Origin of the sequence: Acinetobacter sp. 161(2023), from assembly GCF_037027805.1 — a bacterium.
In the GTDB taxonomy this organism is placed as follows: Bacteria; Pseudomonadota; Gammaproteobacteria; order Pseudomonadales; family Moraxellaceae; genus Acinetobacter.
This window is the reverse complement of record NZ_JAZEYD010000017.1, coordinates 41091-63965: the sequence shown is the minus strand read 5'-3', so window position 1 is coordinate 63965 and position 22875 is coordinate 41091. Positions and strand designations below refer to the sequence as shown.

The 22875-nt window shown below is 39.7% G+C and carries 21 protein-coding genes; 5 read left to right on the top strand and 16 right to left on the bottom strand.

All coding sequences use genetic code 11. The features are described 5' to 3' along the window. Window positions 1–137: 137 nt before the first annotated feature. The 3 genes from WA249_RS16135 to galE all read right to left on the bottom strand — a co-directional run bounded on the left by WA249_RS16135 (window position 138) and on the right by galE (window position 3632). A complete protein-coding gene (locus WA249_RS16135; protein ID WP_004791826.1) occupies window positions 138–368 on the bottom strand; it encodes a hypothetical protein in 231 nt (76 codons plus the stop codon). A 750-nt stretch (window positions 369–1118) separates the two neighbouring features. After that, complete coding sequence (gene fumC, locus WA249_RS16130; RefSeq protein ID WP_336170181.1) at window positions 1119–2513, bottom strand: class II fumarate hydratase; 1395 nt, start codon at window positions 2511–2513, stop codon at window positions 1119–1121. A gap of 111 nt (window positions 2514–2624) precedes the next feature. Continuing rightward, on the bottom strand, window positions 2625–3632 hold the full coding sequence (galE, locus tag WA249_RS16125) for a UDP-glucose 4-epimerase GalE (protein ID WP_336170179.1): 1008 nt from the start codon (window positions 3630–3632) through the stop codon (window positions 2625–2627). A 65-nt stretch (window positions 3633–3697) separates the two neighbouring features. Here galE and tusD point away from each other — a divergent pair, with 65 nt between their 5' ends. Genes tusD through WA249_RS16105 form a run of 4 tightly spaced genes read left to right on the top strand, consistent with a single transcriptional unit; the run spans window position 3698 to window position 5093 of the window. Continuing rightward, on the top strand, window positions 3698–4066 hold the full coding sequence (gene tusD, locus WA249_RS16120; RefSeq protein ID WP_003652216.1) for a sulfurtransferase complex subunit TusD: 369 nt from the start codon (window positions 3698–3700) through the stop codon (window positions 4064–4066). A gap of 44 nt (window positions 4067–4110) precedes the next feature. After that, entirely contained in the window at window positions 4111–4461 is a 351-nt protein-coding gene (locus WA249_RS16115; RefSeq protein WP_336170175.1) for a hypothetical protein, read from the top strand. Window positions 4462–4478: 17 nt separating this feature from the next. Beyond that, complete coding sequence (locus WA249_RS16110) at window positions 4479–4763, top strand: DsrH like protein (protein ID WP_336170173.1); 285 nt, start codon at window positions 4479–4481, stop codon at window positions 4761–4763. A gap of 18 nt (window positions 4764–4781) precedes the next feature. Continuing rightward, a complete protein-coding gene (locus WA249_RS16105) occupies window positions 4782–5093 on the top strand; it encodes a TusE/DsrC/DsvC family sulfur relay protein (protein WP_009390289.1) in 312 nt (103 codons plus the stop codon). Between the two features lie 2 nt (window positions 5094–5095). Here WA249_RS16105 and WA249_RS16100 read toward each other — a convergent pair whose 3' ends face one another. Next, a complete protein-coding gene (locus WA249_RS16100) occupies window positions 5096–5959 on the bottom strand; it encodes a DMT family transporter (protein WP_336170171.1) in 864 nt (287 codons plus the stop codon). Window positions 5960–6082: 123 nt separating this feature from the next. Between WA249_RS16100 and WA249_RS16095 the strand changes: the two genes are divergently transcribed. Beyond that, window positions 6083–7474, top strand: a complete 1392-nt coding sequence (locus WA249_RS16095) for an aminotransferase-like domain-containing protein (RefSeq protein WP_336170169.1) — start codon at window positions 6083–6085, stop codon at window positions 7472–7474. 16 nt (window positions 7475–7490) lie between these two features. Here the strand turns inward: WA249_RS16095 and WA249_RS16090 are convergent, their stop codons facing one another. The 12 genes from WA249_RS16090 to WA249_RS16035 form a co-directional block, all read right to left on the bottom strand. After that, window positions 7491–7973, bottom strand: a complete 483-nt coding sequence (locus WA249_RS16090; RefSeq protein WP_336170168.1) for a helix-turn-helix domain-containing protein — start codon at window positions 7971–7973, stop codon at window positions 7491–7493. Window positions 7974–8190: 217 nt separating this feature from the next. Next, window positions 8191–9426 carry a molybdopterin molybdotransferase MoeA gene (locus WA249_RS16085; RefSeq protein WP_336170167.1) on the bottom strand — a complete coding sequence of 412 codons (1236 nt, stop codon included), beginning with the start codon at window positions 9424–9426 and terminating at the stop codon, window positions 8191–8193. Then, the gene (gene moaCB, locus WA249_RS16080) at window positions 9426–10349 is read right to left on the bottom strand and encodes a bifunctional molybdenum cofactor biosynthesis protein MoaC/MoaB (RefSeq protein WP_252059318.1); all 924 of its coding nucleotides are present in this window, start codon (window positions 10347–10349) and stop codon (window positions 9426–9428) included. Before moaCB ends, WA249_RS16085 begins: the two co-directional genes overlap by 1 nt. A 23-nt stretch (window positions 10350–10372) precedes the next feature. Continuing rightward, on the bottom strand, window positions 10373–10852 hold the full coding sequence (locus WA249_RS16075) for a molybdenum cofactor biosynthesis protein MoaE (protein WP_336170163.1): 480 nt from the start codon (window positions 10850–10852) through the stop codon (window positions 10373–10375). A gap of 3 nt (window positions 10853–10855) precedes the next feature. Next, complete coding sequence (locus WA249_RS16070) at window positions 10856–11110, bottom strand: MoaD/ThiS family protein (RefSeq protein WP_336170161.1); 255 nt, start codon at window positions 11108–11110, stop codon at window positions 10856–10858. Next, on the bottom strand, window positions 11111–12151 hold the full coding sequence (gene moaA, locus WA249_RS16065) for a GTP 3',8-cyclase MoaA (protein WP_336170160.1): 1041 nt from the start codon (window positions 12149–12151) through the stop codon (window positions 11111–11113). It lies immediately after the preceding gene. A gap of 227 nt (window positions 12152–12378) precedes the next feature. Continuing rightward, entirely contained in the window at window positions 12379–14652 is a 2274-nt protein-coding gene (locus WA249_RS16060) for a molybdopterin-dependent oxidoreductase (protein WP_336170158.1), read from the bottom strand. Window positions 14653–14802: 150 nt separating this feature from the next. Further along, a complete protein-coding gene (gene mobA / locus WA249_RS16055) occupies window positions 14803–15432 on the bottom strand; it encodes a molybdenum cofactor guanylyltransferase (protein ID WP_336170156.1) in 630 nt (209 codons plus the stop codon). Beyond that, on the bottom strand, window positions 15429–18212 hold the full coding sequence (locus WA249_RS16050; protein WP_336170154.1) for a molybdopterin-dependent oxidoreductase: 2784 nt from the start codon (window positions 18210–18212) through the stop codon (window positions 15429–15431). Before WA249_RS16050 ends, mobA begins: the two co-directional genes overlap by 4 nt. Window positions 18213–18230: 18 nt before the next feature. Continuing rightward, entirely contained in the window at window positions 18231–19853 is a 1623-nt protein-coding gene (gene nirD, locus WA249_RS16045) for a nitrite reductase small subunit NirD (RefSeq protein ID WP_336170152.1), read from the bottom strand. A gap of 12 nt (window positions 19854–19865) precedes the next feature. Then, window positions 19866–22412, bottom strand: a complete 2547-nt coding sequence (gene nirB / locus WA249_RS16040) for a nitrite reductase large subunit NirB (protein WP_336170150.1) — start codon at window positions 22410–22412, stop codon at window positions 19866–19868. An 11-nt stretch (window positions 22413–22423) separates the two neighbouring features. Further along, window positions 22424–22765: a hypothetical protein gene (locus WA249_RS16035; protein WP_336170148.1), complete on the bottom strand. Its 342-nt coding sequence runs from the start codon at window positions 22763–22765 to the stop codon at window positions 22424–22426. Window positions 22766–22875: the final 110 nt, after the last annotated feature.

Here is a 22875-nt window from a genome sequence, read left to right as displayed (position 1 = left end):
AACTGCCCAAAATTAAAGCGTAAACAACCATACCATAGCTTTTCCATAAAAAACAAAGCTTTTTAAGTTTTAATTGTAGGAAGCATTTTTTACGCTTACCTAGTTCTTAAAGATATAATTCATCATAAAAAGCTAATTTATTTAACTGAAAGTAAGTATTCATATGCTGTTTTTTCATTACTCTCTAATTTAATCACCGCATCAGTTTCATCATTCAAAGTAAGGTTAAATACCTTCTCACCATCATAAGAAATTTGATGGCCCATACGAAATTCTGAATCGATTGACTCAAGAATAATAAAATTTCCTTCGATATTCGAAGCGATATAGTAAGTGTTGTTCCGATGAACATATCTAATTGTGTACATCAATATTTAAATTCCATCTAAAAAATTATGTTTTTTCTTAAAAAATAAAAAATCTCATTCCCTCTTCGAAATCAGAAATAAACCTAGCGAAAAAGTTGTTTAAAAACTAAATTGGAAAGGTACGCATCAGTCGTCTTCCAATTCATTAACACCTAAACCCTAACAATGAGAACCAATTTAAGATTAAATAATTCAAATATTTAAAACCCATAAAACTTGAATCCATGAGTATGTTAAAAGACTTACTCCTTTTTTTAGCTTTCTAACACTGATCATTTAGCGCTGAACTAATGTACAAATATTACAGAAATACTTAATAATAAAAAACCCCGCCATTAGTCGATAGCTAGTCGTGTTTCTTGTACTGCCATATGTCTAACAAAATTAACTCTCGAATGGTTTAACTTCTATTTAAATTAATTTTTACACTTAACTTTCAAAAACGGCTGCTTTGGTATTCACTGGAATAAGCATTCCTGAATTATAAACAGTATGATGATTTATGATTTTGTTATTGCTAAAGCAACTATTGATTTAGTTTTTCCCATTTATTTGAACTTAAAATAAAATAACGTAGCAAAAATAAAGCTTAGATATGACATCCATATTTCAAGGTATAAAAAAGCCTACTTTTTCAAGTAGGCCTTCCCCTTATGATTTTTTGCGCTGATCATTCAGGACTTTTGTTGTACTTAGCAACTCGCGGATATTACAGAAGTATTTAAGAATAAAAAAGCCCATTAGAGGAGATTATTTACTATTTGGTGAAACCATTTTTTCAGGTTTAACCACTTCATCAAATTGCTCTGCTGTAACTAAACCAAGCTCAACGGCAACCTGCTTCAAAGTTTTATCTTCCTTATAGGCAGTCTTGGCAACTTTTGCAGAATTTTCATAGCCAATCACTGGGTTTAAAGCAGTTACCAACATGAGCGAATTATGTAAGAAGTGATCAATTTTATCCTGATTAGGTTCAATTCCCACCGCACAGTGATCATTAAAACTATTACACGCATCGCCAAGCAATTGAATAGACTGCAATAGGTTGTAAGCAATCACAGGCATAAATACGTTTAATTCAAAGTTACCTGAAGCACCGGCCACATTAATGGTCGTATCATTTCCAAGCACTTGTGCAACGACCATTGTCATTGCTTCACTTTGTGTCGGGTTTACTTTGCCCGGCATAATGCTTGAACCAGGTTCATTTTCTGGAATACGGATTTCACCGAAACCACAGCGAGGACCACTCGCCAACCAACGAATATCATTCGCAATTTTGTTTAAGCTTACAGCTAAAGTTTTCAATGCACCAGAAGCAAAAACAGCAGCATCACGTCCTGCAAGTGCTTCAAATTTGTTTGGAGCAGTCACAAATGGTAAGCCTGTAAGCAAAGCAAGCTGATCGGCTGCTTTCACTGCATAGTCAGGATGTGCATTTAGCCCTGTTCCTACCGCAGTACCACCCAATGGTAATTCATATAAGCCTGTTAAAGCCTGTTGCAACCGAACTAATCCATGCTCAAGCTGAGAAACATAACCACTAAATTCTTGACCTAGTGTTAATGGAGTTGCATCTTGCAAATGGGTACGGCCAATTTTAACAATAGACTGAAACTCATCTGATTTTTTTTGCAAAGTCGCTTTAAGCTGCTCTACGGCAGGAATAAGTAATTCATTGATTTGCAAACTTGCTGCTACATGAATTGCCGTTGGAAATGAATCATTCGTTGATTGAGCACGGTTGACATGATCATTTGGATGTACTGGTTTTTGTGCACCCAACACTTGACCTAATTTTTGGTTGGCAATATTGGCAATCACTTCATTGCAGTTCATGTTACTTTGCGTACCAGAACCTGTCTGCCAGACCACTAAAGGAAACTGTGAATCCCACTTACCCTCAATGACTTCTTCAGCCGCGCCCACAATATATTGGCTCAAATCTTGCGGTAACTGTTCAAGTTCAGCATTGGTTATCGCAGCAGCCTTTTTTACTAGCCCCATTGCTCGAATCATGGCACGTGGTAATCGTTCTTGCCCGATTTTAAAGTTCTGTAAGCTGCGTTGAGTCTGTGCTCCCCACAATGCTTCATTCGGAACTTCAATCTCACCCATAGTGTCATGTTCAATTCGTGTTTGCATAGAAACCTCAGTTGTCTGGTTAAAGAACTTACGGGCTGAAGCAAGTATTTGCTCTGGCTAGTTAATTTTTAATATCGTACTCAAGCATTCCATTGTTGTAAATAAGAATCATTATCTTCCATTTAATGTATTTTGATAAAAGCGCCATTCATCTTCAATCATTTGTTTTAACGGACGTTTAGGTGCCCAATTCAATAATGTTTTTGCTTTAGTTATGTCTGCCCCAACTTGACCTAACTCAACATGTTTGTAAATTGCGGGTTGAGTCGGAATTTCAGCTTGAGTTACTTGTGAAATTTCATCTAGTAATTGACGAACAGAGTGAACTTGGTCATGGGCAATATTAAATGCTTCACAGCAATGTGTTTGATCGCGTAGCCAATGTAAGCTTGCAGTCACAGCTTCGCACACATCTAAAACGTGTAGAAAACTACGTTCAGTCGTATGATCTGATGTTTCAACTTGATCTTGTAATTCGATCAAATCACGTTGCATAGCTGCAACTTGCATGGCAAGCGGTACAATATTTTTAGGAAGCTGTGCAACATACTCACCGAGCACCCCATGTTCAAATGCACCGACAATATTAGATAAGCGCAAGACCGCAATCTTCCACTCATGATCAATTTTATAAGTATCACGGATAATTTCTTCAATCATCTGTTGAGACTTAATATAGGGGTTAGGATAAGTATAATTAAATTCTTCTGTTTCACTTAATTGCAGACCAGATTTTCCATAAGCTGCAAGGCTAGACAGATGAATAAAGTGACGGACACCTGTACGTTGCATGGCACGTAGTAAACTCATGATGCAACTTACATTATCATTGTAATATTCAAGAGGTTTAAGATTAGATTCTTCAATTGATTTAAAACCGGCAGTATGAACAACTGCATCAATTGAATATTGCTCGAAGACCTTATTCAATGCGGGTGTATTACGTACATCAAGTTTAACAAATGGAACGTACATACCAGAAATAAACTCTAGCCGTTCCAGCGTTTGCAAGGTTGAATTAGCCAAATTATCGACAATTACCACTTCTTGACCCTGAGCCATGAGACTCAACGCAATGTGTGAACCGATAAAGCCTAAACCACCTGTCACTAAAATCATTGTATACTTACCTTTCTCTTAATGCATCTACGCCCATTTAGACGTATGACCATAGTGAATTCTCAATGAGTACATTACTACTAATTACCTCTGCTCCTACTTCCATCCATGCTTGGCATGCGTTAGGACTTGCTCAGGCACTCAAAAGTAAAAATGAAGACTTTCGTGTATTCTTTTACCAAGATGGCGTGCAGGTTGCTAATGATTTTCAATGGGTTCCTGACGACCAGCGTAATTTAACGCATGAATGGCAAAAGCTTTCGATTCGACTTCCTGTATGTGTGAGTGCTGCCCTCGCTCGTGGTATTACCGATGCAGAAAATGCCAGTCGCCATCACCTTACTCATTACAACCTTGCCAAAGACTTTCAACTGGTCGGGTTAGGTGAACTTGCTGATGCGGTACAGTCAGCATCTCGTCTTATTCAATTTTAAGTTACTTTGTTTGCTTAGATTGTTGCTTTTAAAAGGTATATTGTGTGAAATCTGTACTCGTCATTTTAAGCCAAGCCAACTTAACTAGTCTTCAAATCAATGAAAGCCTTTCCGCTACTATGGTTTTAGCAACCTTTGGCTCGCCAGTCAAAGTATTATTGAAACATGCTGCGCTTAGCCTTTTACAAAATGACTTAAGCTTTAGCCAACTTCATCATGCTTTCAAAGTCGCATCAAATATGGTCGAAAGCTTTGAATTTTATGACTTAAGCCCAATTCTGATCGAAAGCAAAAATCAACAAAATCCTTTTGTTCAGCAAACAGAACAAGAGCTCGAATTCATTGAGTTAAATAATGAGTTCATTCAGTCTTTTGACCATGTCTTATATTGGTAGATGAAGGTGTAATTTTAATGAATCCATCAACACTTTATCTCGTGCAATCTACTTATCACAATACACCGAATGTTATTGATGAATTAGGTCATCTTTATCAGGCAGGTGACCAGATTATTTTTATGGGTGATTCTGTTGCAAGACTTTCAGCTGAAATGATTCAACAGTTTGAAAGTGTTTCATGCTTAAGCATCGAAAAAGATTTAATCGATCCGGATACTTTAACTCAGATAAATGTATTGGAATATGATCAATTTGCAGATCTTGTTTTAACATTTAATCGCTGTATTTCTTTTAAATAATATATTTAGGCTGGTTTCATGAATTTAGAATTAGACCAAGATGGTCATTTGGTTGATTATACAATCTGGAATCCTGAAGTTGCACAAGAGCTTGCCAAGTCACTTGATATTGAATTGACCGAGTGGCATTTCGAAGTTTTAACTGCTGTACGTCAGTTTTATCAACAGTTTGGACATTCTCCAGCAACTCGCCCTCTCATTAAGTTTTTAATGAAAACGGTAAGTCCAGAGATTAATAATGCTGTTTTACAACAACAATTTAATACTGGTTTAGTTGCCCGTCATTTGAGTCGTTTGGCAGGTGTTCCTAAACCAGCAAATTGTTTATAAAGTTAAGTAAACTTTTTGGCAGCAGCGACACATAAAATAGTTGCTGCTGTAACCACTAACATTGACCAGCTCACATGTTCATGTAATAAAGCCGCTGCAATAGCGAGCCCCATTAAAGGCTGTAAAAGTTGTAGTTGGCTTATAGCAGCAATACCGCCTTGTGCCAGCCCTTTGTACCAAAAGAAAAAGCCAATGAGCATACTAAACAAAGACACATAAATAAGACCGACTAGAGCTGATGTAGACACACTCTGGAATGAAGCTGGCATATAGAAAATAGTAAGCAACAGCATAAAAGGTAAAGACAAAATAAGCGCCCAACAAATGACCTGCCATCCGCCTATTTTTCTTGAAAGTACGCCGCCTTCTGCGTAACCAAAGCCACAGAAAATAATCGCCATTAACATATAAAAGTCCCCTATTCCAAGTGATGTATCACCAGAAAGGAAGAACATATAGGCGAAAACAACCGTACTCCCTAATACTGCAAATATCCAGAAAAGTTGATTAGGTTTTTCTCCACCTCTTAGTACAGCAAATATTGCAGTTGCAAGCGGCAAAAGACTAACAAAGACAATTGAATGAGCTGCATTCATGTGCTGTAGAGCAAGTGCTGTAAACAACGGAAAACCAATCACCACTCCTAAAGCAACAATAGCAAGAGGCCACCAATCTTGCTTGGCTGGTCTCTTTTGTTTTAAAACCAATATAAGAATAAGTCCTAAAATACCCGCAATTGCCGCACGTGCTGCGGTTAGAAAGCCCGGTTCAAACCCCATTACGGCTACCCGTGTTGCTGGTAGTGACCCTGCAAAAATAGCCACGCCAATAAAACCATTCACCCAGCCATTCATAAACCTATTCATAATTTTCTCCGTCACTATACGGAGAATTTAAGCTGTGCTAAGGTGATAAAACCAGATACAAAGCAGTACAATTTAAAAGAACTGTTATGTATGATCCACCAGTACAGTTGAGATTTTAAGCCCGTGAACCAGAGCAAAACAAAAATTGAAATTGTTATTTCAGAGATTGAGCAACAAATAAAAAATCGGTCTTTAATGCCTGGAGCACGTTTACCTTCTGTTCGTAAATTAGCAAATAATCTGGGTTTTTCAGTCTCAACAGTTGTAGAAGCGTATGAAAGATTAATAGCTTTAGGGAAAATTGAATCAAGAACTGGATCTGGGTTTTATATTGTCGGCCCTCTCGCACCTTTAGCTTTAAGTGAATTAAGTCCTCAGTTAGAGCGATCAGTAGACCCTCTATGGATTTCTCGTCAGTCTTTGGAGGCGAAAGCAGATGTGTTTAAGCCTGGTTGTGGTTGGTTACCCGATGACTGGATGCCATTAGACAGTATTCGTAAAGGATTAAGGGCAGCTGCAAAAAGTTCAGACGCTTGTTTAATGGGTTATTCAACCCCATTAGGATTACCAGCTTTACGGGATTTATTAGCAAGACGTGCCCAATCAAAAGGAATAGATGCAAACCTTAATCAGGTGCTTTTAACAGACTCAGGAACTCAAGCGATTGATTTAGTTTTCCGGTTTTTACTAAAGCCTGATGATGTCGTTCTGATTGACGATCCTTGTTATTTTAACTTTCATGCATTACTTAAAGTTCATCAAGTTAAAGTGGTTGGAGTGCCTTACACATCTACAGGCCCAGATTTAAAAGCATTTAAAGAAGCAATTGAGACTTATAATCCACGTCTTTATATCACCAACTCAGGAATTCACAATCCAACTGGTGCAGTACTTTCTCTTTCTACGGCGCATCAATTATTAAAGCTTATTGAGCAATCTAATTTGATTGTCGTTGAAGATGATATTTTTTCAGATTTTGAATATAACGCGGCTCCCCGGCTTGCTGCTTTGGATAATCTTTCACGTGTCATCTTTATCGGAAGTTTTTCTAAAACCTTATCAGCCTCTATTCGCTGTGGTTATATTATTGCCAAGCCAGAATGGATTGATCAGCTCACTGACTTGAAAATTGCCACGAATTTTTCTCACAATGGGGTGTCTGCTGAAGTTTTGCTTACTGCTTTAACGGATGGTTCTTATCGCAAGCACTTAGAATTACTAAAAGTTCGTTTAGCAAAAGCAATGCACGATACCATTGCAAAACTCGAACCTCTGGGTATAAAGCCATGGATTAAACCTCAAGCGGGAATTTTTGTATGGTGTCATTTACCAGAAGGTCTAGAAGCTTCAAAAATTGCGAAATATTGTATTAATCACAATGTTATTCTTGCGCCTGGCAATGCTTTTAGCCAAACTTCTAATGCGGGTCAATTCATACGATTTAATGTAGCGCAGTCAAATCATGAACATATTTATAAGACTCTTGCTGATGCTATTCAACAAGAGTCTCTATAATGTATAGCGAGAAAAATTAAGCTTGTTTCTGTTTTTGTTCAATAAATGCAAAATAGCCCGGCCCAGCCGAGACTTGCACTTGTTTGGCATGTAAAGGTTCATGGCAGACCGAACACACCATAACCGGTTCAAACTTATGTCCACAAGTTTTATGACGATATTCTAATGGTTTACCTAAACCTTGGTCCATCCATTTATCTGCCCAATTCGCCATAGACAAAATAATTGGATAAAGCTCAAAACCCTTATCAGTGAGGCGATATTCAAAGCGTTCTTGACGATCAAAATAAGGAGCTTTAGCTAAAATTTCATATTCAACCAAACGCTTTAAACGATCTGAAAGGACATGACGAGTTACACCTAATGATTTTTGAAAATCGTCAAAACGGCGTATTCCCATAAAAGCATTACGTAATATTAGCATCGTCCATCGATCGCCAATCACTGATAGCATACGAGCAACCGAACAAGGTTGATCACCGATGTCATCCCATTTCATCTTTATGCGTTCCTCGATATTTCCTAGCCTAACGGCCCTAATGTTTATACCCTAAACCACTTAACACGATTTATGCAAGATTCATTATAAAAATAACTTCTTATCAACTTTATAAAAGAATTTTTATTATCAAAAAATAGAAAGCTATTATATAAATTTGCTTAACAAATATAACTCACCCAATTGTATAGTGAGCTATATCTATTATTACTCATCATTAATTTGAGATGAATACACCCTTCAAAATATGACCTGCTTCTAGTTTCACACTTGCTGGAATTCGCACCAAACAATTGGCCTGCATTAAATTACTGAGCATGTGTGATTGCTGTTTTGCCAGACTTTTAACTTTAAGTTGTCCATTGTCAAAATAAGCATGCATTCTTAGAAAACGTTCACGCGCATCTTCTTTTAAATCATGATCTAAAATCGCACTAAACCACTCTGGCCCTGTTTGATTTCCCTGTAAAGTGTCGAGCAATGCTTTGCCATAAACTTGCATAGATACGTAGACAGCAGCAGGATTCCCCGGCAAACCAAGCAAGTAACAGTGATGATCTTTTTCTGGATGTGAATATTCAGCAAAGAACAGTGGCTTGCCAGGCTTTTGTTTTACTTTCCAAAAGATCTGTTCAAAGCCACCTTCAAAAGCACATGGCCGAACAAAGTCATAATCACCTACAGAGACTCCACCTGTCGTTATAATGACATCATGGCTCTCTTTTAACTCATTAAAGTAATGCGTGACTTGCTCCGCTTCATCTGCCACATGAATGAGCTCAACCTCTAAGCCATAATCTTCAAACCAAGCTTTTAGTAATGGACCATTTGCATCAAAGATTTTACCTTCTGCAAGATCTTCTGCCTTTTCTGCAACTTCGTCACCAGTCACTAAAACGGCGACTCTTGGAGCACGATAAATGTCAACCGTTTGTACACCCGCCATACTTAAGGCCGCCAAGCTTCCAATATTTAAAAACTGTCCAACTTGGGCAAGCAACTGTCCGTTTTTGATTTCTTCGCCCGTAAAACGGATATCAGCTTGAGGGCGAATATGTTCAGTTAACGAAATTTCTTGTGCTGAAACGACCTCTACAATTTCTTGCCTCGCAACATGCGTTGTACCTTCAGGAATTTTGCCACCAGTAAATATACGAATTGCGTGTCCTTCACTCAGAATGTCATGACTTTCGCTTCCAGCACGAATCTCGCCAGTAACCTGAAACTTTTGATTATTTAAATCTTCTGCGTGGCTACAAAGTGCGTAACCATCTACAGCACTTTGAGAGAAGCTTGGCAAATTAATTTCTGAATAAATTTCTTTAGAAAGATATCTACTTAGGCTATTTTGAAGAATTTGCTGAATTGAGCCTAATTTTTTAGGTCGGTTACTAATCAGCTCAATTGCTTCATCCACGCTAATCAACCCACGTTCTGTACCACAATCTGACATTATTCATAGCCTCCCGGATGTGGTAAATCACGGCAAACTTCAAAGATATGGACTAAGGCAGGTAAAATAGCAGCCATTGATTCACTTGCTCCACCACGGCTTCCCGGTAAAGTCACCACTAAAGAACGATCAATAAAACCAGCTACTCCACGCGACATTGCAGCATATGGCGTGCGTTTTTGTCCAAATGAACGTGCGGCTTCCATTAAGCCATCTAGCTTACGCTCAAGAAGTGGCTCTAGCGTATCAACCGTAATATCACGCTTACCAATTCCAGTACCGCCGACGGTCATAATGCAAGCATATGATTTGCTCAGCTCAAGCACTAAGTTTTTTAAAGTATCCGCTTCATCTGGCAAAATTTGGTAGTGAATCGGATCGAATCCTGCCTCGGTTAAAGTTTCAACCACGGATTTTCCGGCAGTATCTGGCTTTCTGCCCGCTGCGACAGTATCGGACAGCACAATAACAGCAGCCGAAACAGGCTGACGAAGAACTCGCTTAAAGTGTGATTTTCCACCTTTTTTCTTAAGCAATTTACATTGATCCATCCAGAGCTCTTCTGGTTCACAATGTGGCTTTAACATATCGTAAATGGTTAACCCTGCAAGACTTGCAGCCGTTAAGGCTTCCATTTCTACACCAGTCGGACCGATGGTTTCGACCACGGTAATAATCTTTACAAAATCATGTTCTAATTCATATTCAACATCTGCACGATAAATCGGCAGTGGATGACACAAAGGAATCAGCTCATCAGTTCGTTTTGCTGCCAAAATTCCTGCCACACGTGCGGTTTTTAATGCATCGCCTTTTTCAGTATTCCCTTGTCTTAATAACTCAATACAGTGTGGGGGAGCATATAAAATTGCTTGTGCTTCAGCAACACGATAACTTTCCGGCTTCATTCCTACGTTTTTCATTATTTATCCTAGTCTTGCTTATTTCAGTGTGAGTGTTCATGGCCGACATGATGCTTGTGCTCTTGCGGTGCATCCTTACGAATACAGCAGCCTTCTACATAGTGACTTGTACCATCTGTAAAGAACTCTTCTTTAAAGACAGGTACTTCATGCTTTACCCGCTCAACTGCTTCTTCGCATGCTTGAAAAGCTTCACGGCGATGGGCTGCATAAGCAATTGCAATGATTGCTGTTTCACCGACATCCAAATATCCAATTCGATGAACCACTCGCACATAAGATACCTGATACTTTTTCTCAATTTCCAGTTCAATTTCACGTATCATTTTTTCAGAAAGCGGTTTATATGACGTATATTTCAACGCTTTAACAGCTTTACCCTCATGATGATTACGAACCGTACCCATAAAAATATCAATTCCACCGCATTCAGGAAATGATTCAATAGGATCAAAGGTATCAAGGCTTAAAGCCTGCTCTTGTATACGTGCAAAATCTCGCATGGCTCATCCTCCTGCAACTGGTGATAATAAAACCAAAGTACATGGCTGATTTAAGGCAGATTGCCTCGTTATGACATTATCGCCAATAGCGCATGCACATTTTTCCATGGCCTGTGTACATTCTGGATGCAATGAAACAATTTCATATAAGACATCTTTAACTAAAATATCTGTGGGGAAAACTAACGAAAGATTTTGTGGAAGCAATTTTTCAATTGCACCAAATGATTCAATTTTAATTTGGATAGATTGCTGCATTTATCCCCCAAGCATATGCATACTGATTTTACGGGTTTGTTGATGTTGTAAGGCATGAAAGCCTTTGGCTTTATTCCAGATATACGGCATAACTTGATCTTTTAAGTGCTGACTATGCAGCACATGATCGGTTGAGTTCTGTACGCGTAATAATGCTTGAAGCTGCGGCTTAATATTTAAACCCTGCTGAGCAAAGAGACAGTTATATAGCTCACCTTTTGCGGTAAGTCGTATGCGGTCACATTGGTGGCAAAATGAGTGAGTAATGGTCGAAATGATGCCTAGAGCGTAGCTATTGTTAAGCAGATATTGACGCGCTGGCTCATGCTGCTGCTCGATAACCTCTACTGAATAATGCGGTTGCAACACCTGTAAAATTTCAGCTTCACTCACCACATCTTTATTTGACCAGAGTGCATCACCATCAAGTGGCATAAACTCAATAAAACGTAGCGGAATATGATTGGCGATTGACCATCTCACCATGGGTAAGATTTGATCGTCATTTTTATTTTTCATTAACACGCAGTTTATTTTAAAGGACAGTCCTGCATCTTTTGCAGCTTGAATACCTTCAAGAACTGGTTCTAATTTTTTCTTGGTGAGTTCTTTAAATTGAATTGAATCAAGACTATCTAAACTAATATTTAAATCATCTAAACCAGCATCTTTTAACTGCTTAGCGTATTTTGCAAGGTAATGTCCATTGGTGGTCATTGAAATACGCTTTAAACCTAATGCTTTTAAAGCTTGTAAATCACGAACGAAATGAACAATGCCTTGACGCATTAATGGTTCGCCACCTGTAATGCGGATACTTTCAATACCTTGTTGCACCATTAAACGGCAAAACTGAAAGAGCGCCTCAAAACTAAGCAAGTCTTGTTTATTTAACCATTCAGGATGTTCAGGCATGCAATATACACACTTAAAATTACAGCGATCGGTTACCGAAATTCGTAACTTTCGCTTGATACGCCCATATTGGTCTTGTAGAACAGATGGCGTATTTTCAGAGTGGTATTGTTTCATCTTTTGCACTCATCTCGAGAACAGTTCAAATATTGCTGGCACTTTTTCTGGGCAATTAAAATAGAAAATTGCTCTTCAATAGTGCTCTGATTTTTATGCAAAATTTGTTCCAATTCTATTTATCATCCATAACGTCTTAGGTTTTTTGATAGACCTTTGGCTGCACCACTTCACTGTAATTCTAAAACTGTATAAAGTTGGTGCAGCATTAATCTCTTATTTGTCTTACATTATTTTTAGCACTTTTCTAAGCGGATGGGTACATATTTATGGTACGGCGTTTTAGATAATGGATCACAATGTTCAGCGGAAATCAGTCGATTTAATTGTGGTCCAATGGGTTCACCACCTTGAAAGCGCATGCCATAACCATGTGGAAGTGAAACTACACCTTTTCGCATTCCCTCATCAAAATCTACAGTAACCTGAATTTCTCCATGTTGTGAAATACATTTAAGCTGACCTCCTGCATCTACATTTAGGTGCTTTGCATCTTCAGGATGAATTCGTAAAGCCCCTTCAGCATCTACTTTTCGCCAAGCTGGATCACGGTAAATTTGATTGGCGTTATAGCTACGTCGCTCACCTGATAAAAGTATGAATGGAAATTCTTCAACATTAACCTGATGATTTTTTAAATTTGCCAGCTCAGCTAACATCTCTGGAATAGCAAGACGTATTTTTTTGTCTTTATAGGCAACCAGTTTCCAAATTTCGTCATATTCATGTTCTGATAACACCACGCCTGAACGTTGCTTTAAAATTTGTTCAAATAAACGAACGCCTAAAGTTAAAGGATTACCTTTGTAACCTGCACGACGTACCGCTTTAGTATGTAAAACAGCATATTGAATAGACAGTGGTAATAAGAATGCCGTTGAAGCAGCTGAGTTTTCTAAATGTTTACCTAAAGTCCGATAGAGAATTGAAGCTGCAAAAGGGATATATTTTTTATGTCGTGCAAAAGTTAAACCTAAAGCCGACAGATATGGCAAATAGGCTGTTTTTTTCGAGTCGACTGAAGCTATTTTTCCTAAAAGCGGAAAGCTTTTTGGAATCACCTGCATGGCTTCAAGTAATCGTGTATAAATTTCTGCCTCTGGCAAAGTATTCGCTTGAGCGGCCAATACAGGATGACGTAGGTGAAAACCATTTTTAGGAAATTCCAAATTAAACCCAGTAAATTCCCATTTTTCAAACTGGGTATGCGCTGGCAAAATGTAGTCTGCAAGTCTTGCGGTTTCCGTCATAGCAACATCAACCACAACCAACAAATCTAATGATTTAAATGCTTCCTCATAAGCTGGTGTATCAGGATAAGTTAATAACGGATTACAGCTATCTACAAACACAGCACGAATTCGCTTTTCCCCTGCTTTTAAGATTTCATCGGGTAAAATATTAGGCGGGAAGAACCCAGAAATTGGGAACATTTTATGGTAAACACTCCGTCTATATTTCGGCTTTCTTTCATCTGTATCGCTTAAGATCGGAATAAACATGGTATGTAAATTATTGGTACCCTGCTTTCCAAAGTTTCCAGTCACTAAATACAGTAGTTTTTCTAAATATCCGTTTAGTGTCGTATTTAAAGTATGCTGAATGCCTAAATCAATACGCACACAGCCTCTTTTAGCCTTGGTAAAATCTCGAACGACTTGGTAAATCAAATCGACTGGCACATCAGCTTTAGCAATATATTCTTCGATAGGGACACGATTAAATGCTGTTTTTACGTCTTCAAACCCTTGTGTATGCTGCTCAATAAATGCCATATCATAAAGCTTTTCTTTAATAATGATCGCAATCATCGCTGACATTAAAAAAGCATCAGTGCCAGGTTTTAGCTGTACATGGATATCTGCTTGTTTTGCTGTTTCGGTAATGCGTGGATCAAACACTACCATGGTCCGGTTCGGATCTTTCTTAATATGTTTTAGCGTGTCTCGTGCATTGGGAATGCCATGTGCCTGAAAAGGATTTGTTCCAATGAAAAGTACATAGTCGGCGTATTCAACATCTTCTGTCGTATGGCAGGCTTGACTACCAAACAAACGCCCATTGAGCCAAAAATCACCCGTTTTTTCTTGAGCAAGTGAGTTATAAGCATAATAACTTTTCATGGCCAGCAAGAGCTGTCGGCCATAGGCTGCACCGAGATGATTGCCTTGACCACCGCCCCCAACAGAAGCAAAAGCGGTCCCACCAAAATTATCTCTAATATGTACTAATCGATCAGCAATTTCTTGTATGGCTACATGCCAGCTCACTTCTTGGAATGAACCATCTGACTGGCGTTTTAAAGGTGTGGTCAAACGGTCTGCGTGTTGCTGATAGTGCTGTAATCTGGCAGCTTTTTGGCAAATGTAGCCTTGTGAAAATGGATGTTCAGGATTACCTTTAATTTTGACAAACTGATTATCTTTAATTTCAACACTTAAACCGCAATTTCTTGAACATAAAATACATGCGGTAACATCCGTTTTGTTTTGCTTCAGCGCTTCTACCATTTCGATTGACTCCCTTTATTTTTATGCATATGGATGGAACTAAAACAGCAAGTTCCAAAATAGAACTTATATAATAAATAGTCAAGAACACATCATTTAAAATTTGTTTAGGGCATCAATCTAATGTCTAAATGAATAAAGTCTAGTTTTTTAACTTGCTGTAAATATCTCTTTAAAGGCATTGATTTGTTTGTATTGCTGAAGCTCATCTAAAGAATTAATGCTATGAAAAAATAAGTTTTGTTTTTGAAATATAGCGACTTGTGCATGTAAAAGCTTAAAGCACTCTTTCAAACTTAATCGTTGTTTCTCAATTTGCTCTGTTACGGTGATTAGACTTTCACGCTTTAACAAGCAAAATGGATACAAAGCATCTCCATTAATTGAAACATAAGCTGCCTGAGCCTGTTTATTTTTCCGAAGTGCGCCGTGTAATTTCGCAACAACTTGTGTTGGCACATACGTCACATCACAAGGAATAAACAAAACATAATCTGCTTCTACATGAGACCATGCACTTTTCATCCCCATAAGTGGGCCGAAAAAGCCAGAAGCATCATCTTGAAAACATTGAATATCTGGCACAATACTTTGATAGATTGAATAGTCACGATGACTATTGACCCAAATTTTAGACACAGATGGTTTTAATTTCTGATGAATTTTAAGAAGTTGAGGTTCACCATCAAATTGCTGCAACAACTTATTTAAACCGTTCATACGGCGGGCTTGTCCACCCGCTAGAATGACCAAATCAGTTACCGGATATCCCTTATTCACACTTCCACCTCTTGTTGGCAAGCTTTAATCAGGCCACGGATTTCAGGTAAACATGAACCACAGTTCCCACCTGCTTTTAAACAAGCAGTGACCTGTTTTTCATGAGTAATGTTCTGCGTTTTAATGGCTTCAATAATTTTATTCTTACCCACTTTAAAACAACTACACACTAAAGGCCCATCATTATTTGTAGCAGACATTGGCATGCCAGCCAGTAACGCTTTTCGGTGCAAGGCACTTAAACGTTCGCGTTTAAACAAACTAGCTACCCAATCGCGGTCTGGCAATAAATCTGGCGGTGCAATATATAAGCTTGCAATTACGATGCCATCTTTCAAAATAATGTTATGGCTCAGTTGCGAAGAGATATCTTCAATACTTAACCATTCAAAAGTTTCATCGGCAAATGGCAAGAAATTTTTCAGGTTCTTTTGAGTATCATGAAAAGTTTGGCGGTCTGCAAGTTCATAACGGTTGGTTTTCACCATTTTGACCTTAGTCCACCATGCACAGTGATGTAGTGATTCTTGAATATGCGAGTCATATCCTTCACGTACATAAAGCACACCTTGCCAAGTGGTATAGAACGGCTGAATGGTGACAGGTGTATGTTTAAATTCGGGTTCACCTGAAATTGCATCAACTTCTGGGTTAACGACTTTACCAATACGAGCGTCGGAAGCAACTTGTTCAGTCCAGTGAATCGGTGCAAAAATTTGCCCACGACGCACACCAGATGAAAATGTCACACGTAATACACAACTGCCCCATTTCGAACGGACTTCTACCAAGCCTTGATCACGCACACCAAACTTCAAGGCATCACTCGGATGAATCTCGCAGAATGGCTCTGCACGGTGACTAGTCAAGTTTGGCGACAAACCAGTACGAGTCATGGTATGCCATTGGTCACGGATACGACCAGTATTCAAAATGAGTGGATAGTCTTCTGAAACTGCATGAACCGGATCAATGGCAACAGTTGGAATCAGTTTTGCCTTCGCATTTTTATAGCTAAATTGGCCCTTGCCAAACAGTTGTTGAACGGCTTTTTTAGCATCTTGGGTTTTATCCCACACGGGCCATTGTATAGGTTGCAGAGCATCGTACTCAGCAGCATTTAAGTTCATCAAACCTTTAAGGTTGAAATAACGGAAAATACTGCTTTCTTCACGAGCATCTATATCTACATTATCTTGTGCTGATAGTGCCGCATGCTCATTAAAGATGTCACTAGGGCCCGCAAAGTCAAAACCATTAAAGCCTAATTTTTTCGCAACTTGGCTCACTGACCACCAGTCTGCTTTTGCTTCACCTGGAGCAGGTAGGAAAGCACGTTGACGAGAGATACGGCGTTCGGAGTTAGTTACAGTACCGTCTTTTTCTCCCCAACCTAAGGCAGGAAGTAAAATATCAGCATATGCTGTCGTATCGGTATCTGCACAAATATCTGACACCACGACCAGCTCGCATTTTTCTAATGCACGTTTGACTTGGTCTGCATCAGGCAAACTCACAACAGGATTAGTTGCCATAATCCAGATGGCTTTAATTTTTCCTGATTCAACAGCACGGAACAAATCAACTGCTTTTAAACCCGCTTGATTAGCAATAAATGGGCTATCCCAAAAGGTTTGCACGACTTTTTGATGCAGTGGGTTATCTAAGTCCATGTGAGCTGCTAGCATATTTGCCAAGCCACCCACTTCTCGGCCACCCATCGCATTGGGTTGCCCTGTCATTGAAAATGGTGCTGCGCCCAGTTTGCCAATTTTTCCGGTCAATAAATGACAGTTAATAATGCTATTGGCTTTATTCACACCCTGAGTGGATTGATTCACACCCATTGAAAATAGGGTTACCACTTTTTCTGTCTGAGCAAATTTCTCAAAGAACTGCTGTAACTTATCTAGTGCAATTCCTGTACGCTTTGCCACATACTCCATATCAGTTTCTTGCTGACTGCTGACCAACACATCCTGTAAACCTTCGGTATAGGTATCGACAAAAGCTTGATCGGCATGACCATTTTGATATAAGTATTGAAATAAGCCATTAAATAAAGCCACGTCTTGGCCTGGTAAAATAGGTAAATGCAAATCAGCTTGCTCGCAAGTACTGGTAAAACGTGGGTCAATTACCACCACAAACATATCGGGATTTTGGCTTTTAGCCTGCATAATCCGCTGATACAGCACAGGATGGCACCATGCGGTATTAGAACCGACCAATACCACCATGTCTGCATGTTCAAAATCTTCATAACTTGCAGGAACAATATCTTCACCGAAACTACGTTTGTGACCTGCTACCGCAGATGACATACAAAGGCGTGAGTTGGTGTCGATATTTGCAGTACCCAAATAGCCTTTTACAAATTTGTTAACGACATAATAGTCTTCAGTAAGCAATTGTCCTGAAACATAAAAGGCGATGCTGTCACGACCATATTTATCGATACATGACTGAAATTTATCGGCAATCTTATCGATTGCATCGTCCCATGTAGTTACAGTCCGATGAGACTTACGTCCCATCATTGGCTGTAAAACACGTGTTTCTAACCCCAAAGTATCCGCAAGACGACTACCTTTAATGCATAAGCGTCCAAAATTGGAAGGATGCTCTGCATCCCCCTCAACTTGAACCACAGGCCCTTGAGGTTTTTGTTGAACGTGTACACTGACACCACAACCAACACCACAATATGGACATGTTGTTTTAGTTGTTTTTGCAACATGATCGGAGCTATCGATTTCAACGCTTGGAATACTATTCATAACTGCTCCTTTCTCTATTTAGCCTGCATTTTTTAATGCAAAATCTCGACCAAATAGCAGTTTATTTCTAAATGATGAGACTGGGGTTTGGTCTGCAATTAACTCTGCATACCACATGCCATCTTCAGTATCTCCAAACAATACTGCACCGATTACCCGATCGCTTTGAATGATAATGCGTTTATAAATCTGGCGTTTTTCATCGTTTAAAATAATGTCTTCATAATCATCTTTCGGCTCAAAATTGCCCGCAGAGAATACATCGACACCACTGACTTTTAACTGAGTCGGCACAGTAGGTGCTTTAAAAGTTAAACTGCCGTGTTCAGCCAAATGGGTCGCGCAAATAAAAGCTTGGCCCCATAGTGGCTCAACTAAACCAAAGGTCTGTCCACGGTGTTCAATACACTCACCCACGGCATAAATACTTGGGTCAAACGTTTGCATGGTGTCATTCACCAATACACCACGGTTGCAGCGTAGACCAGCACTTTGCGCCAAGCTAATATTTGGACGAATACCCACAGCAAACACCACAAGGTCAGCATCTAAAACTGTGCCATCTTTTAAACGGATTTGCTTCACATGACCGTTTTCATCACCAATTAACGCTTCGGTATTGGCTTCGGTAATGATGTTAATGCCTTTTTGATCAATGCTATGACGCAGTAACTGGCTCGCACGGCTGTCAAGTTGACGCTCCATAATGCGGTCCATCAAATGCAATACTGTCACATTCATACCGCGTTGTTTTAAACCATACGCAGCTTCTAAACCAAGTAAACCGCCACCAATCACGACTGCATTAGTTTTTGAACCACAGTATTCAATCATGGTGTTAACGTCATAAATATCACGGAAAGTTAACACCCCTTTTAGGTCAACACCTTGAACTGGTGGAATAAATGGTGCCGAGCCTGTTGCCAGAATCAAACGGTCATAATCAACTTTTTGGCCTTTTTCGGTGTAAACCACTTTACGCGGACGATCAATTTTTACCGCCTTATCGCCTGCAATAAATTTAATACCTTTATCGTCGTACCACTTTGGTGGATGCAACATAATGTCTTCAATGGTTTTTTCACCCGATAAAACCGGAGACAACATAATACGGTTATAGTTACCCCAAGGTTCTTCACCAATCACCGTGACTTCATAACGATCTGGTGCCATATCAAGTAAATCTTCTAGGCAACGCATACCCGCTAAACCATTCCCGATCAGCACCAGTCTAAGTTTGTCTTGTGATACACCTGTATTGGTAATATAAGTTTTTTGCGGCACCGCATTGACCCAAACACGGCCATCAACAATTTTGCTCGGATAAACTGAAAGCTTTTGGTCTTTATCCTCTAAACAACGGCCCGTAGCCAAACTAAAATGTTGTTTATAGATTGGTGATGCTATGACACGTTCGCCTTGTAAATCACCAATAATCCCGCGGCTCATCACATTGGCTTGGCTAAACGGATCTTTATTGCTCAGCACGTAAACACGTTTTTCATGTCCCACACGGAAGATTGCTACCGCTTGACCATCCACTAGCGCACCTGCGCCAGTGTTGGGAGTTAAGTCATCGAGTGCGCAAACGTCAATCCACTGATCATCAGGAAGCATATTTTTGTCTTGTACAATATTCATAGCAACTCTCCTTTATGCTTCAACCATTGGAATACGGTCTTCAGAACGTTCAGCTTCGGTTAATGGGCGGATTTGACCACGTTCAGTCGTAAATTGAATGTGTGGATCGGCCTGCTCACTTGCGCCTGCATTGATATAAGTCTGGAAGCGTTTACGAACTTCAGGATTTTCTACCGCAGTACGCCATTCGTCTTGATATGTGCCAATGATGTGTTCCATACGGCGCTCAAGCTCGGCAGCCAAACCAAGTGAATCATCCACAACTACAGATTTAAGGTAATCTAAGCCACCTTCCATGTTGTCGCGCCATACACTGGTACGTTGTAAACGGTCTGCTGTTTGGATGTAGAACATATAGAAACGGTCGATATAACGAATCAATGTTGCTTTATCGAGGTCAGATGCGAGCAATTCTGCATGACGCGGCTTCATACCACCGTTACCACACACATAAAGGTTCCAACCTTTTTCAGTCGCGATAATACCCACATCTTTACCTTGCGCTTCTGCACACTCACGCGTACATCCAGACACTGCCATTTTTAATTTATGTGGTGAACGCAAACCTTTGTAGCGGTTTTCAAGCTCAATCGCTAAACCAACCGAGTTATCTACCCCGTAACGACACCATGTGCTACCCACACAAGATTTCACTGTACGTAAAGATTTGCCGTAAGCATGACCAGACTCGAAGCCCGCAGCATTTAACTCTTCCCAAATAAATGGAAGCTCGTGAACCTGCGCACCGAACATGTCAACGCGTTGACCGCCAGTAATTTTGGTGTACAAGTTATATTTTTTCGCGATTTGACCAATGGCAATCAAACCATCCGGAGTCACTTCACCACCGGCCATACGTGGTACAACTGAGTAAGAACCATCTTTTTGGATGTTGCCCAAGTAGTAGTCGTTACTGTCTTGTAGACCCGCATGACTTGGCTCAAGGACAAAATCATTCCAGCAAGAAGCTAAGATGTTTGCCGCAGTCGGTTTACAGATATCACAACCCAAACCATGGCCATGTTGGTGAATCAAGTCATCAAAAGTTTTGATTTCATTGACACGTACCAAGTGATGTAGCTCTTGACGCGAGTACGGAAAGTGTTCGCAAATGTGGTTATTTACAGTCACACCTTGACGTTGTAACTCTGACTTTAAAACTTGCGTCACTAATGGTGCACAGCCACCACATGCAGTTGCTGCTTTGGTGCATTTCTTTAATGCACCTAAAGAGGTCGAACCATCACTAATCGCTTGGCAGATGTCTGCTTTTGATACGTTGTTACATGAACAAATCGTTGCACTGTCCGGCAGCAAATCTACACCACTACCACCAGATTTTCCTGCCAACTGCTCAAAGCCCGGCATGATTAAACTTTCAGGCACTTCAGGTAAAGCCAGACCATTTAACATCATTTGTAAAAGGTCGTTGTATTCTTTGGCGTCACCGACCAAAACTGCACCAAGCAATTTGGTTTTATCCGCATTTACCACAATCTTTTTATAAACCAGTGCATGCTCATCTGCATAGAAGTAGCTTAATGCACCCGGAGTCATGGCGTGTGCATCACCAACAGAGGCAACATCAACACCCATTAATTTCAACTTGGTGCTCATGTCCGCGCCAGCAAAGCAGTTACATTCCTCATCGGAAATATGTTTTGCTGCAATACGCGCCATGTCATAGCCTGGTGCAACCAAACCATAAATCTTGTTTTGCCAAAGCGCACATTCACCAATGGCATAAATGTTTTGATCTGAAGTTTGGCAGTAATCATTAATCACAATACCGCCACGCTCACCAATCGCGAGTCCACTATTACGTGCAAGCTCATCACGTGGACGAATTCCCGCAGAGAATAAAATGACATCTGCTTCAAGCTCACTACCATCTGCAAATTTCATTACATGAGTTGTGCTGTCACCGCATTCAATAGATTGAGTCGCTTTTTGTGTATGAACTTTTACGCCAAGATCTTCAATTTTGCGGCGTAAAACTTTACCGCCTAGATCATCAATTTGAACTGCCATTAAACGTGGCGCAAACTCAACAACATGTGTTTCTAAATCTAAATCACATAAGGCTTTTGCAGCTTCAAGTCCAAGTAAACCACCACCAATCACAACACCTGTTTTTGCATTGAGACTCGCTGCACGAATGGCATCTAAGTCTTCGATCGTACGGTAAACAAAGCAGTTTTCACGGTCATTACCCGGAATTGGTGGAACGAATGCATAAGAACCAGTAGCCAACACCAATTTGTCATAGCTAATCACATCACCATGGTTGGTTGTGACTGTTTGCTCAGCTGTATCAATTGCAGTTGCTCTGGTGTTTAGGCGCAAGTCAATGCCATGTGCATCGGCAAAGTCAAAACGTGCTAAAGATAAATCTTTTGCCGATTTCCCAGAGAAATATTCTGTCAAATGCACGCGGTCATAGGCGATACGAGGTTCTTCCGCGAGAATCGTGATTTCTAGTTCATCATCTGCTTTTTCTAAAATGGCTTCGATGAATTTGTGGCCCACCATACCATGACCAATCATTACCAATTTCATAGTGTTTCTCCTCAAATCACGTTGCTTTTAAGCTGCGTTATTCCGTTCTCAAATAGACCTTGTTCTTTTGCTTTGTGCTCTATCGAGAAATGAATCAAGCTCACAAGGCATGTAGCTGCTTGAAACCAATTTTTTTCACTCGTTGACGACACCCAATGCACAGCAAAATAAAAAAAAGAAATAAAAAAAGCGAGCCCCCTCTTAGAGAAGGCTCGCATCGCTGGAACTGAAAATTTAAATAATTCAGATGTAACTTTTTTATGCAATAAAAATAAAGACATGACCTTCACTCCGACTGAACGTAATTTCTTTGTGTGTACGGTTGCACTCACAAACTCGATCAGAACGGACATCGTTGGCCGTCTTTAAAACTCATGGTCGTCTTCGACCTGTAATTAAATAAGCACTTTACATGCCAATATTTTAAAAAACTTGGATTAATAATATTTTTATATTTAATTTC

What these genes read in the sequence shown, in the direction of transcription:
- WA249_RS16135 (WP_004791826.1), bottom strand. Translation starts at nt 368, where the DNA reads ATGTACACAATTAGATATGTTCATCGGAACAACACTTACTATATCGCT.
- fumC (WP_336170181.1), bottom strand. Translation starts at nt 2,513, where the DNA reads ATGCAAACACGAATTGAACATGACACTATGGGTGAGATTGAAGTTCCG.
- galE (WP_336170179.1), bottom strand. Translation starts at nt 3,632, where the DNA reads ATGATTTTAGTGACAGGTGGTTTAGGCTTTATCGGTTCACACATTGCG.
- tusD (WP_003652216.1), top strand. Translation starts at nt 3,698, where the DNA reads ATGAGTACATTACTACTAATTACCTCTGCTCCTACTTCCATCCATGCT.
- WA249_RS16110 (WP_336170173.1), top strand. Translation starts at nt 4,479, where the DNA reads ATGAATCCATCAACACTTTATCTCGTGCAATCTACTTATCACAATACA.
- WA249_RS16105 (WP_009390289.1), top strand. Translation starts at nt 4,782, where the DNA reads ATGAATTTAGAATTAGACCAAGATGGTCATTTGGTTGATTATACAATC.
- WA249_RS16100 (WP_336170171.1), bottom strand. Translation starts at nt 5,959, where the DNA reads ATGAATAGGTTTATGAATGGCTGGGTGAATGGTTTTATTGGCGTGGCT.
- WA249_RS16090 (WP_336170168.1), bottom strand. Translation starts at nt 7,973, where the DNA reads ATGAAATGGGATGACATCGGTGATCAACCTTGTTCGGTTGCTCGTATG.
- WA249_RS16085 (WP_336170167.1), bottom strand. Translation starts at nt 9,426, where the DNA reads ATGTCAGATTGTGGTACAGAACGTGGGTTGATTAGCGTGGATGAAGCA.
- moaCB (WP_252059318.1), bottom strand. Translation starts at nt 10,349, where the DNA reads ATGAAAAACGTAGGAATGAAGCCGGAAAGTTATCGTGTTGCTGAAGCA.
- WA249_RS16075 (WP_336170163.1), bottom strand. Translation starts at nt 10,852, where the DNA reads ATGCGAGATTTTGCACGTATACAAGAGCAGGCTTTAAGCCTTGATACC.
- WA249_RS16070 (WP_336170161.1), bottom strand. Translation starts at nt 11,110, where the DNA reads ATGCAGCAATCTATCCAAATTAAAATTGAATCATTTGGTGCAATTGAA.
- WA249_RS16060 (WP_336170158.1), bottom strand. Translation starts at nt 14,652, where the DNA reads ATGGTAGAAGCGCTGAAGCAAAACAAAACGGATGTTACCGCATGTATT.
- WA249_RS16050 (WP_336170154.1), bottom strand. Translation starts at nt 18,212, where the DNA reads ATGAATAGTATTCCAAGCGTTGAAATCGATAGCTCCGATCATGTTGCA.
- nirD (WP_336170152.1), bottom strand. Translation starts at nt 19,853, where the DNA reads ATGAATATTGTACAAGACAAAAATATGCTTCCTGATGATCAGTGGATT.
- nirB (WP_336170150.1), bottom strand. Translation starts at nt 22,412, where the DNA reads ATGAAATTGGTAATGATTGGTCATGGTATGGTGGGCCACAAATTCATC.
- WA249_RS16035 (WP_336170148.1), bottom strand. Translation starts at nt 22,765, where the DNA reads ATGTCCGTTCTGATCGAGTTTGTGAGTGCAACCGTACACACAAAGAAA.